Origin of the sequence: Tunicatimonas pelagia (genome assembly GCF_030506325.1) — a bacterium.
GTDB lineage: Bacteria > Bacteroidota > Bacteroidia > Cytophagales > Cyclobacteriaceae > Tunicatimonas > Tunicatimonas pelagia.
The window spans coordinates 5902851-5915314 of sequence record NZ_CP120683.1 but is presented as its reverse complement, the minus strand read 5'-3'; the positions used below and the strand labels follow the sequence as shown (position 1 = coordinate 5915314).

8 protein-coding genes are annotated in these 12464 nt (G+C 46.3%); all 8 read right to left on the bottom strand.

Annotated features, from left to right (window positions below):
* Positions 1-57: 57 nt before the first annotated feature.
* Positions 58-588 carry a DinB family protein gene (locus tag P0M28_RS25355; RefSeq protein WP_302206164.1) on the bottom strand — a complete coding sequence of 177 codons (531 nt, stop codon included), beginning with the start codon at positions 586-588 and terminating at the stop codon, positions 58-60.
* Positions 589-716: 128 nt separating this feature from the next.
* Positions 717-2183, bottom strand: coding sequence for an alpha/beta hydrolase (locus P0M28_RS25350; RefSeq protein ID WP_302206163.1), 1467 nt, complete (start codon positions 2181-2183; stop codon positions 717-719).
* A 90-nt stretch (positions 2184-2273) separates the two neighbouring features.
* Positions 2274-3254 (bottom strand): sugar phosphate isomerase/epimerase family protein, encoded by a 981-nt coding sequence (locus P0M28_RS25345; protein WP_302206161.1) that lies wholly within the window; start codon positions 3252-3254, stop codon positions 2274-2276.
* A 105-nt stretch (positions 3255-3359) separates the two neighbouring features.
* Positions 3360-4895, bottom strand: coding sequence for a RagB/SusD family nutrient uptake outer membrane protein (locus P0M28_RS25340; protein ID WP_302206159.1), 1536 nt, complete (start codon positions 4893-4895; stop codon positions 3360-3362).
* Between the two features lie 12 nt (positions 4896-4907).
* On the bottom strand, positions 4908-8342 hold the full coding sequence (locus P0M28_RS25335; protein ID WP_302206158.1) for a SusC/RagA family TonB-linked outer membrane protein: 3435 nt from the start codon (positions 8340-8342) through the stop codon (positions 4908-4910).
* Positions 8343-8385: 43 nt separating this feature from the next.
* Positions 8386-9393: a FecR family protein gene (locus tag P0M28_RS25330; RefSeq protein WP_302206157.1), complete on the bottom strand. Its 1008-nt coding sequence runs from the start codon at positions 9391-9393 to the stop codon at positions 8386-8388.
* Between the two features lie 131 nt (positions 9394-9524).
* On the bottom strand, positions 9525-10142 hold the full coding sequence (locus P0M28_RS25325; RefSeq protein ID WP_302206156.1) for an RNA polymerase sigma factor: 618 nt from the start codon (positions 10140-10142) through the stop codon (positions 9525-9527).
* A gap of 55 nt (positions 10143-10197) precedes the next feature.
* Positions 10198-12444 (bottom strand): pyrroloquinoline quinone-dependent dehydrogenase, encoded by a 2247-nt coding sequence (locus P0M28_RS25320; RefSeq protein WP_302206155.1) that lies wholly within the window; start codon positions 12442-12444, stop codon positions 10198-10200.
* Between the last annotated feature and the right edge of the window lie 20 nt (positions 12445-12464).

Here is a 12464-nt window from a genome sequence, read left to right as displayed (position 1 = left end):
TCTTCACTTTAAGCTCCAGAAAATTTAATACTTAGCACCATAACACCCTAACACTATTTAGTTACTCGCCTGCCCTTCGCTCCAAGGCGGAGTAATACCGTTCATCCGAGTATAACCAATCAATTGACCTAAGTGCTCATTTGCGTGAGATAATAGAATCAGGGCGGTAGACATGCCAGTGTACTCTCCCGGAAAAGGGAATTCTACTTTTTCGGATAATGATGCCTCATCGGCATTCTTCAGGGCTTCTTGTACCACTTCAAACGACTGCTTTAGAGCGGCAGCGTAATCTTCTTTGGTAGAAAGATCATCTTTTAGCGTTTCCATGTTTACGCCTTCGGGCAATTCCGCTCCCATTTTGGTAGCAAAGAAGTAGTTGGCCGAAACAACGTGATGCAGCACTCCTGAAAACGAACGAACTCCTTCTTGCGGACTCCAGTCGTATTTATCCTCTGGAACCGCTTCAGCCAGTTGCATAATTTTGTCAGAAGCTGTAGTTAGAAAGTTAGCAGTCTCATTTTGAAACTGGCTTTGCCCAAAGGCACTAACGGAACATAGGAAGGCAACAGCGAGAAAGAGATTTTTCATAATAAAAGGGGTTAGGTAAAAAACAATGGGCAATGTACAGTGAACAAGTAACAGTTAAAAATTACTCTGGGTCTTAACAGTGATAATGATATAAGTAGTAGTTTTATGTCATTTGCACTACAATACGTTTAATCAAAGGTCAGAGCTTCTAAGTATTGCTGTCTTATTTGACCTACTTCACCTGAATGCTCCCCAAACCATATAAAATGACCAGCTCCTTCAATTGCATGAAAATCAATAGTATTCCCTAGAGCTTTCATCTCAGTAGCAAAGTACTGAGCCGTTGGGTACGGACAGTTATTGTCTTGTGATCCGTGAATGATTAATGTGGGAGGAAGCTCTTTTTTCATTAGATGATTAGGAGAAATATCTGTAACCATTTGTTCATCTTCAGCTGCCCGGCTAATCCACTGAGCATTCTCTACCGTCAAATCGTATACTCCGGCAATAACTATCAGAGCATTTGGTACGGGACTAATCTCTACATTATCAGATGTTTCGTTGCAGTCATCAGCCAAAGCTGTCGCAAGGGATAAATGCCCTCCGGATGAGTTTCCGGTAGCCACAATTTTTGAAATATCAATATTCAGCCGCTTCGCATTTTCCCTTAGCCAGCGAATAGCCGAACGGGCATCTTTTACCGAGGCAAACGGCAACGTACCGTGGCGAGCCGCAATTCGGTATTCGACTACTGCTACTGCCCACCCTTGTTGGGTGTAATGGTCACCCGCCCAAAAGAAATAATCTGGCTTCCCTTCAGTCCAGCTTCCGCCGTGAAAACAGACCATCGTAGGGGCACTTGCCTTAAAAGTGGTCGTATCGGGCATAAACAAGTGTATATCCAGATCATATCCATCCACGGTTTTGTAGGTTTCAATCCGATGCGACCCTCTATTTTTTTGATGTTCATTGTATAGCCTAGCAATCTTGTCTTGGTAGTCTGAGCTTTCACTGGTACGGATAAACTCTTGATAAATTGGCTCTACATTTTTAATACCAATGTCCCGTATGTGATTAGCGAGATACTCTTGCTTCCAGTACTCATTGACTAATGGGTTTTCAAACCATTGATCTATCAACGTCCAGGTAGCGTTTAGCCAGCGATTATCTAATGAGTCGTATTTACTTTTCTCTAGTTCAGCTCGCTTTTGCTGTTCTAAAAACGCCTGCACGTAAGAGCGATAGTCTTCATTGGAAAGAAGAGAAGTATCGTTGAAATCAGTATGATGGCGAGCCAAACGATTTTGAATATCCTTGCTAAGATGTATTTGCTTACCTGTATAGGTGTAATGATGCGCTGGATACTCAAGTAACAGCCGATCAAAATAATACGCTATACTTACCTGCTCATCTTTAACTACTTCGGGGCTCAGACGATCGCTGTACCCAGCCAGATGCTTCTCAAATTTATCTTCTAAGGAATCAAGTGTGGATACGAATTGCTCAGGTGAGACTGAATTAAAGGCAGAAAAGTCGGAGTAAATAAAGTCAGAAACTGATGGAGAAAATGCCTTTAGCCCTTCCACATACTGTTCTTCGGCAGTAGCATTAGTTTCTTTAGTTTGAGATAAACCAACTTGAGTTATTAGAATCAAAGATGAAAAAAGTAGCAGCTTTACTATTATTACGACTGTACTTTCTACCAACTTTCCCCTATCCATTGTCAATTATTCATTTTCACTTTACTAAGTGAGTCCTGCATCAGATAAATACCCCTTTAAAGTATCTACATCCTTTTTCATCACCGCCACTGTTTGCTTTACCTTTTCTGATTCAGACAGTGACTCATCTTTTTCGGGCATCTCGTACTCAAAATGTACGGAAATAGGTACCCGGATATTCATCTCCTTTACCTTCTGAAAGAACACGGGAAAATCGACCATACCTTCGCCGAGTGGGGTATTGAATACTTTCCATTTACCGTTCACCTTCTCCCACCGAAAGTCTTTAATCACCAGCGTGTTAATGTGCGGATGAATAAACTGTAAGCCCAATGGCCAGGACAACCCACCCTCTACCGTAGCGTGACGAATATCGTACTGACTTCCCAGGTTCGGGTGATTTATTTCCTGAAGCATGTAGGCAATATCCCAAACGGGGGCACCCATGTATTGAGCACCCGCGTGGTTCTGATATCCTGCCGAAATACCGTAACGCTCGTTCAGCTGCGCTAAATTTGCTAGTTTCTTCTGAAAATCAGGAATAGCTTGGGCTACGCTCGGTTCTTTACCATACTTAAGCCAGTTACAGCGGTAGTAGCGAATACCTTGTTCACTCGCCGTTTTCAGTAGGGTTTCGTTGGTTTTATCATCCGCATCAATAATCGCGGTAGTCATAATCTTTGCCTCTAGTCCCGCGTTCTTAATTGCTTCTACTGCTTGGGGTAAATCCGTTTCTACATTTTCCGGTAGCACATGCCCTTTGGGGCGAACGGCTAAATCAACCCCATCAAAACCAATTTCGGCGGAGACTTCGGCGGTATGCTTATAGTCCAAGAACTGCAGGTGTTTGGAAAAGACGTGAATACTCATCTTTTCTTCCCGAGGTCGGTGGATCGCTCTTGGTTCTCTGGCTTGAGCCGGATTTATCAATCCACTACTGACAGCCCCTCCGGCAACAGCGAGTGAGCCCAAAAAGTTACGACGGGTATAGTTAGGTTGATCCATAGGTTAGTCAATTTTTCAGGGAAGATACAAAAAAGGGGTGGATTGCTCTACCCCTTTCTATCATTGGCTCAATGTTAATTTATCTAAAGCACTTCTGTTCTAAATTCAATAACCCGGATTTTGTGGACCGAGGTTTTCGTTCCGGTTTAGCTCCTGAGCTGGAATGGGCATTAGATAATCACGGCTGGGATCAAAATTAGAATGCGGTTCCAACGCATCATCTGCTAAGAAGGCTTCATCACCCAGTTGACGACGTTTAATGTCGTACCAGCGACCAAACTCAAACGACAACTCTAATCTACGTTCTTCCAATACTAAATCGCGAAGTTCAGCTTGTGAAATACCAGGGTCTACATCAAACGGAAACTCATTCATTCCAACCGGAGTCATCCGAGCCCGGGCACGAACTTCGTTTACGTACCCCAGGGCTTCAGCAGTTGGACCAGATACTTCGTTGAGTGCTTCCGCTGCGGTGAGCAGTACTTCGGCGTAGCGCATGGCGTGGTAGTTATGATCGGATTGTCCGCAGTCGCCTCGGCTATTGCCGCAAAAGCGATTATACTTAGCAATGTGCGGTCGTTTTTCATTCGGAAAAGAGTCATAAGGCATTATCATTTCAGTACTGGTCAATAGGAATGAATCGGACATAGCTACTTCTTTGCGGTAGTCACGTTCATCCCAGCGCTCATATACATTAAAATTAGGAACAATTACTCCCCAGCCGTTTGGGTTACCGCCCCGCACACCAGTCATCGTTCCGAACCAATCGGTATTTCTGCCGTCTCCTTCAGTCACCGCTCCTAAGAAATCTATATAGAACAACGATTCGTTTTGGTCACCGCTGGTAGTGGCATCAAAGAGAAGTTGATAATCGGGAGCCAAACCGTAGTCATACGTTGCCTGATTATCAATCACATCTTTAGCCCAGTTGTAGGATTCTTGAAAGTTCCCTAAAGTCAAATGTACCGAAGCCAAGAAGGCTTTAGCCGTTCCTTTGCCCGGGCGGGAGCGGGCTACGGGTATGTCAGGCAAATTCTCAGCACCAAATTCAAGATCAGCGATAATATTGGCGTATACGTCCGCTTGAGGAGTCTTATTGATCGTAAAAGCCCCTTCTATTTCTTCCGGCTCATCGAAGTAGTAATCCACGTAAGGAATATCACCGAATACCCGAACCAAATGATAGTAAGTGAACGCCCGGATAAACTTCGCTTCTGCTTCCAGTGCGTTGAGTTCGGCTGCCTCATCCGACGAAAGATCCGGAGTGCGAACACTCTCAGCTCCGAAGACGGCAGCATTAGCGGCTCCAATTACTTCGTACATCTGAGGCCAGAAGGCTTCAATCATTCCGTTATTTGAATCCATCATAAAATCGTTGACTTCAATCCGACGAGCGGGCGTACCACGGTTGCCAATATCGCCCATATCGCTCCGTAGTGCGAGTGTGGTGGTTAGCTTTCGTCCGTAGTACGATTCACTAGCAATGATTCCGTAGCCGCCAAGTACGGCAGTTTCTACGTCGCGGGCAGTTTTAAAGAAGGATTCGGGAGCTAACAAACCTATGGGTTCTTCCTCCAGATCGGTACAAGCAGCCAGTAGAGTGACTACCACCAGTGCGTATATTTTTATTAGTCTATTCATTGTTCGTATTATTTAAAAGGTAACGTTGAGTCCTACGGTATATGCTTTAGCGTTCGGATAGCTTCCGTAGTCTAGCCCTAAGTTTCGATTACTATCTCGATTGTTCACCCCATCCGCAGCAGGGTTGGATCGGTAATTTACTTCAGGATCGTAGCCCTCGTAGTCAGTAAAGGTTAAAATATTCTGGGCACTTACGTAGACCCGTAATCGCTCAAGATTCAGCCGATCCAGTACACTAGCTGGAAAGTTATAGCCTAACGCTATATTTTTCAGGCGGATATAGCTACCGTCTTGTATCCAGCGGGTAGAAAGTCGTCGGGTACGAGGGGCCGCTCGGGGCACATCGGTATCAGTATTGGAGGGTGTCCATCGATCTAATGCGGCAGTGGTGGCGTTGTTCAGGCCAGCCATCAGATCCAGTTCAAACAGCGTAAAGTTCGCTATATCGTTTCCTTGTGAGCCCTGAAAGAATACATTGAGGTCAAATCCCTTCCACTTAAATGTATTATTCAAGCCCCAGATAAAATCCGGATTGGGATCACCAATAATCGTCCGGTCGTTATTATTAATTGTACCATCCGGCTCACCCGTCAGGTTACCGTCAGCATCCTGAGTGCCGTCAATGTCACGAAATTTCTCATCGCCCGGCTGAGGGCCACCATCAGCAATCATTTCGTCTCCTTCTTGATATACTCCGTCGTAAATCCATCCGAAGAAAGTACCTACTGGCTGCCCTTCCCGCAAAACGTGCGTATCACCAATCCCTACCATGTGTCCTGGGGCAGCTCCATAAAACACATCGTTGCCATTGGGTAGCGAAAGCACTTTATTACGGTTTCGGGAAAAATTAATTCCCATATCCCAGGTGAGAGGTCCGGAAATGTTGCGAGAGTTAATCGTTACTTCAAACCCTCGATTCTCTACCGTACCAAGATTAACCAACTGAGTAGCTACTCCTACTACACTGGGTAGGTCCTGTTCAAAAAGCAAATTATCGGTTTCCATTCGGTACCAATCTACCGTCGCCGTAATACGATCTTCCAGGAAACCAAAGTCGGCTCCTATATCCAGTTGAGTGGTAGTTTCCCAAGTCAGGTCGCGATTGGCTACCCGATCAGGGCCTACCGCATTTACCGGTTCACCGTTGACCACACTTAAACGAGAATCAAACTGAGCTAGTGTTTGGTAGGGGCTAATAGATTGGTTACCAGTAACTCCGTAGCTTCCCCGGATTTTCAAAAAACTCAACCACTCATTATCTTGCAAGAACCTTTCTTCGGTCACATTCCAGGCAATGGCCCCCGAAGGAAAGAATGTCCACTGATTGCCTTCCGCTAACCGAGATGAACCATCGTAGCGAGCGTTGAAGGTGAATAAATATTTATCAGCTAAAGTATAGTTTACCCGTCCGTAAAATGAGGATAGCACCCAATCGTTAAAGCTTGATTCCGGCTGTAGCCATACCGATGCCGTTCCCAAGTTGCGGAACGAACCCGCGTCGGTAATGAGCCCTTGCCCTCGGGCACGCCAGTCTTCAAACTCATTACGCTGGTAAGAGTACCCACCCAGAATATTGAAATCGTGAATTCCGGCAAAGGTCTTGGTGTAGGTAAGGTAGTTTTCGTTGAGGAATAGCGTATTCTTAATTCCGCGAACTTCTCCCTCTCCGCCTACTCCTATACCACCTTGCAGTGTGGTAGGAGTATATTCGCCTCTTCGCTCGTTTTCGGTGCTTACCCCTAATGTAGTTCTAAACTTTAACCCATCCAGAATATCAAACTCGGCGTAAGTGTTCGCTTGTAATCGGTCTTCCACCGACTCGTTTTCCTGTTCGGTAGCCACTGCGAAAGGATTATCGTGGGGGTCGCCGAGCTGAGCCAGCGTAAAGCTACCATCGGCATTACGTGCTCCAATGTCCGGCCCAAACTTAAAGGCCGAAGATACTACTCCAGCGTTATTGGCTCCTCCGGAGTTCTCCTGGGTTCGTACCCCATCGCGGTTTTGCCGCCGCCCTAAGATATTTAAGCCGAGCCGAAACCGCTCCGATGCCTCAATGTCAATATTACTGGTGATGGAAAGGCGGTTAAAGTTAGAGTTAATGATAACTCCTTCTTGATCGAAGTACGTACCCGACACGTAGTACTTCACGTTGTCACTGCCGCCAGCTACCGAAAGCTGGTAGTTTTGAATATACCCGGGCTGAAAAATGATGTCTTGCCAGTCAACGTTATCGTCACCCGGAACGTAGTCGGTATTTACCTCAGTCACATAATCGAGGTAGTCGTCTCGCCCCAGTAGATCCAGACGATTAATTTCTTCTTGGGTGGAAAGAGAAGTAGCAAAACTAATCTTGGGCTTTCCGGTAGTTCCTCGTTTAGTAGTCACCATCACCACCCCGTTAGCTCCCCTTGACCCGTAAATAGCGGTAGCTGACGCATCTTTCAGCACTTCAATAGAAGCGATATCTTCTGGTGGAGGTAAAACGCCACCAACAAATCCGTCAATTACATAGAGCGGATCACTGCCCGCGTTGATGGATGTACCACCGCGGATTCGCACCTTCTGGTCGGCACCTGGCTCGCCGTTATTGGCTTGGATTTGCACCCCGGCCGCTCGGCCTTGTAAGGCTTGCACTGCTCCGGCAGCCGGGTACGCGGTAATCTCTTCGCTAGGTATGGAGGATACTGAACCAGTTAAATCGCTTTTTTTCTGGGTACCATAGCCTATCACCACTACTTCGGACAGCGATTGTATATCAGGGCTTAATGAGAGGTTAACAATATTTCTACCATTGATCTCTACTTCTTCCGAAAGATAACCCACTGAAGAAAATACCAAGTTGGTAATGTCATCTCCCACGGTGAGGCGGTAGTTACCATCAACGTCGGTCACGGTACCAGTCGTTGTCCCTTTCGCTAGCACATTGACTCCCGGTAGGGGTTCATTATTTTCCACGTCGATTACTGTGCCTCTGATGGTTTGTTCTAGGACGACTAACGGTTGCCGGTTCCAGTTCCGCTCGATTGCAGAAAGCAGACTTCCGGCCTGCCTAACGGTCTCCTTTGGGTCGCTATTGGGGCTCAGGGGTTTTACGGAAGGCAATTGATTTTGCTTATAGATCACATAGTAGTTATCCTTTAATTTCTCAAACGATAATTGATGGGGCACTAAAACTTTTTGCAGCACATCTTCTATCTGATTCTGCCCAATCTTGATTTTCTTCACGTTCACCTCCTTTCCCTGCACTAGAGAAGTTTTGTAGTTGAGGTAAACTTCATAATTATCCTGCACTGACTGTAGTACCGTCTGCAGTGGTTGCCATTGCTCTCCCTGCGAGTAATGGTAGGTGGCGGCTGAGGCAATCGGCTGGGCGTTAACCGCACCTAACCCTACCCCCATCATGAGCAGGATCGCACCTACCCACCGTGATAGTAATAGATTCTTCATAAACGTAGTTTTTGTATTTGACATTGGTGTTTTAGGCTAAGATTTATTCGTTAATCAGTATAGTTTTCTCATTGACTTCCAGCGATATAGACTTTTCCAGCGTTCGAAAGAGTATCTGTAGATCGTTGGCCGGAAAGGTACCGTTGAATGTTTCCAGCCGGGTAGCAGGAGTCTTGAATTTCACCTCGTAACCGTAGCGATCTTGCAATAGCTGGGCGATTTCGTATAAGGGTGTCTCATTGAAAATGAGCTGGTTATCTTTCCAGGCGATGTACTCGTAGGGATTTACCTGGCTCACTTTAATCTGCTTTGTCTCCTGGTTAAGCACGGCCATTTCACCAGGCACTAAAGAGAGATTGGTTTGATCATTTGCGCGAGGCTGCACTTCAACTTTACCTTCGTCGAGCACTACCTGCTCCTTCCGACTGTCTACCACAAAGCGGGTCCCTAATACCCGAACAGTTAGGTTACGGGTATGTACTTTAAAATCGTCTAAATCTTGAGTGAGGCCGTTTTTCTGTTTGACTACCTGGAAATATGCCTCTCCTTCTAACCATACTTCGCGAGGGGTATCCTCAGTGGAATACCGTAAGGTAGAGTTAGCATTTAAAAATACTTCAGTGCCATCAGGTAGGGTAAACTCCTGAGTTTCTCCGTACTGAGTAGCGATAATCATTTGGTTAGGCTGGCTACTCCATATCAAAAGACCGACAAATAGCGCGGCAATAATTACCGAAGCCGCTACGCCTATCGGACGCCAATAGTTTACCGAACGAACTTTGGGTCTGTTGATTTGAGAATAAGACCGACCCTGGCTATGCGCGGAGAGTTTTTCAAATAACTGCTGCTTTTCAGCTTGCGGAAAAACCTCTTTATCAGTCCGCAACGCCAGCAGTAGCTCTCTGGCCTCGGATAATTCTTCCTCCCGATACGGGTTTCGTTGTAACCACTGCTGCCAGTAATTATTCAGCTCCGGGGTGGGAGATTGCACCCAGGCAATAAACTTGTCATTAGTAAGTAGGTCGGAAGATGAAAAAGGAGATTGGTTCACTAGGGTAGTTTCTCAGAGAAAGGAGAGAAAGGCGGAAACTACACCGCTGATTGTAAAATATTTTTACGCTTTTTTATTTGGAATAGGAATAATGGACTTTCCTTGTAAAATTCTTAAAGAACAAATCTATTTTACAAGAAATTTGTAAGAAAGACTCCTAACCCGGTTAGAATTGCTCCTAGCATTAGCTGCTGCTTGGGTGATATGGAAACCCTTAACTTTCCTAAGGCTTTGTACGTAAGGTTGTAGGCCGAACGCAAATCAATTTTCATGATTCCGGCAATTTCCTCAAAAGTAAAATCACTGTAAAACCGGAGGTAAATTACTTCTCGCTGTCGCTCGGGTAACGACGCAATAGTCTGTTGCAGATACTGCCGCCTTTCGTCGGTAGCCTCATCAATCACCCACTGAAAATCAGAAGAGTCTATCATTATTGCTTCTATCTCTTCTGTATCAGCCGTCGTTCGCAAGCTGGATTGTGCTATACGCCGCCGCAAAGCTCTAAAGAGATAAAATTTAATAGAATCAGTAGCTCCTAAATACTGGTGACGATCCCATAGGTCAAGAAAAAGATCGTGCAGACAGTCTAACAGTAACTCACGATCCGATGTGAACTTAGCACCGTATTGGTACAACACATCCGAAAACTGCTCGTAGATAGCCAGGTACGCTGACTGCTCTCCATTTCGCAGCTGATTCCACAGTTGCGTATCAGACTGAAGGTTAGACGATGAGGAAGAGTAATTCAAGAGAGTTATTACGTCTGTTTTTATTAATTTAGTAAAAATTACTAAAAAAACACCATCAATTTTGACGATTTTTTTCCGGTAATGCAAATGCCACGTAGCTATCGCCCGAAGGGGTTCCGCATTTTCCACCTCCACCCGCTGCAACTACCACGTACTGTTTACCATCAATGGCGTAGATACTCGGAGTGGCGTAGCCTCCCGCCGGAAGCTGAACTTCCCACAAAATTTCTCCGGTTTCCTTGTCAAATGCCCGAAATTTTTCGTCCATAGTCGCTCCAACAAATACTAAACCACCTGCCGTAGCTACGCAGCCCCCCAGGTTTTGGGTTCCAGTCGGAGGAATTCCTTGTTCAGTAAGTTCCGCAAACTCGCCCAACGGAACCTGCCACAGTAGTTCGCCTTGGTTTAAATCGATGGCGTTGAGTGTGCCCCAAGGTGGGGCAATGGCTGGGTATTTATCTTTATCTTCAAAGCGGTTCCATCCGGTATGGATGTAACGCACCGAACCGGAGATTTCTGCTGTTTCTTGGGCGTTGTCAGGATCAAAGTCCCAGACATAATCTAAAATTGCTTCCCGTTCGGCTTCCGGTAGGTGGGCAAACGAAGGCATCTGCCCTTTTCCTTGCGCTAAAATGGTTTGAGCTTGCTCTCTTTTTAAGTGATTAGTTACTTCAGTGAGAGCCGGGATCGCCGGAAGTTGTCCGGCCAAATTGATCCCGTGGCAAGTAGCGCAGTGCAATTGATAACCTGTTTTTCCACTAAACTCGGCGGAAGCTAGTTGAACTTTGGTATCTTCGGTAACCGCTACCTGATTTTCTATTGGTTTCAGCGTGATGACGTTAGGCAATTCATTCGCATTCACGTACAAGATACCCGTTTCAGCGTCGAAAGAAGCCCCACTCCATTCAGCCCCTCCTCTCGTACCCGGAATTTGCAACGATCCCTGAGTGGTGGGTGGAGTAAAGATTCCTTCGTTCCGTAATCCGGCCAACCACTCCCGAGCGGCTTGGTTGGCCTCCTTAGAAACCGGAGTTAGTTCTTCGGCCGTGATTGACTGGCGAACAAAGGGCGGGGGCTTGGTAGGAATGGGTTGAGTAGACCACGCAACTTCTCCCATCAAGTCACTAGCCGGTACCGGACGCTCTTCTACCGGAAAGAGAGGCTCTCCAGTTTCTCGGTCTAATAGATAAACGAATCCGGTCTTCGTAACTTGGGCTACGGCTTCAGTAGGTTGACCTTCATGTTCTACGGTTACTAAATTGGGTGAGGTGGGATGGTCGTAATCCCACAAGTCGTGGTGAACGGTTTGGTAGTGCCAGACTCGCTCACCAGTTTTAGCATTAAGCGCAAGCACACAGTTGGCAAAGAGATTTTGCCCCGTTCGCTGTCCGCCGTAAAAGTCAAAAGCGGCGGAACCCGTGGCGGCAAAAACCCAACCGCGTTTTTCGTCCAGACTTAAGCCACCCCAGGAATTCGCTCCGCCCACCGTTTCCCAATCGTCTTCTTGCCAAGTGTCGTAACCAAACTCATCGGGGTACGGAATGGTACGAAATACCCAGGCCAGTTCACCACTCTGAATATTGTACGCCCGAATATGACCCGGCGAAGCCTCATAGCCCTCGCCCAGAGCGGAACCAACAATTAGTAAATTTTCGTAGACAATCCCGGGTGAAGTCATCCAAACGCTCAGGTTCTCCGGGTCGCGCCCCAGGTTCTCGCGAAGATCAACTTTTCCATCCTGCCCAAAGCTTTCAATAAGTCGTCCATTTTCAGCATTGAGTGCGTACAGGTATGGCCCAGCCGAAGCGATAATTCGTTTATCTTCGTTTTGTTTCCAGTAGGTTACGCCTCGGTTCACTCCCGCCGACCGCCACGCTTCGGCTGGGTTAAACACCCACTGCTCTTCACCCGTAGCGGCATTAAGGGCAATTACCTTTAGCTGGGGCGAGGTAGCGTACAATGTGCCGTCAATCATAATTGGATTACACTGAATTGCCGAACGTTTGGTAGCATCACCCGTCTGGTACGTCCAGGCTACCTCTAGCTGATTAACATTTTGGGTGTTTACTTGATCTAGGGAAGAATACTGATTGCTTGCTTTGGTACCCCGGTATACTTCCCAACCCGATTCATCGGTACTGTTGACTACTTCTTCGGGCTGAGTAGTAGTGCAGCGCATTGAAGTTGCTAAAATCGCAAATACAAGGAGAAAACCTGTGCTTCTTCCGAACGCTCGAGTGAAAATGTCCGCCACCTCATGCTGATTTAGGAGAGAATAAGCACCTTTTATAATTTGAAGCATAGTACGCTATTATACAGAGA

What these genes read in the sequence shown, in the direction of transcription:
- P0M28_RS25355 (WP_302206164.1), bottom strand. Translation starts at nt 588, where the DNA reads ATGAAAAATCTCTTTCTCGCTGTTGCCTTCCTATGTTCCGTTAGTGCC.
- P0M28_RS25345 (WP_302206161.1), bottom strand. Translation starts at nt 3,254, where the DNA reads ATGGATCAACCTAACTATACCCGTCGTAACTTTTTGGGCTCACTCGCT.
- P0M28_RS25340 (WP_302206159.1), bottom strand. Translation starts at nt 4,895, where the DNA reads ATGAATAGACTAATAAAAATATACGCACTGGTGGTAGTCACTCTACTG.
- P0M28_RS25335 (WP_302206158.1), bottom strand. Translation starts at nt 8,342, where the DNA reads ATGAAGAATCTATTACTATCACGGTGGGTAGGTGCGATCCTGCTCATG.
- P0M28_RS25320 (WP_302206155.1), bottom strand. Translation starts at nt 12,444, where the DNA reads ATGCTTCAAATTATAAAAGGTGCTTATTCTCTCCTAAATCAGCATGAG.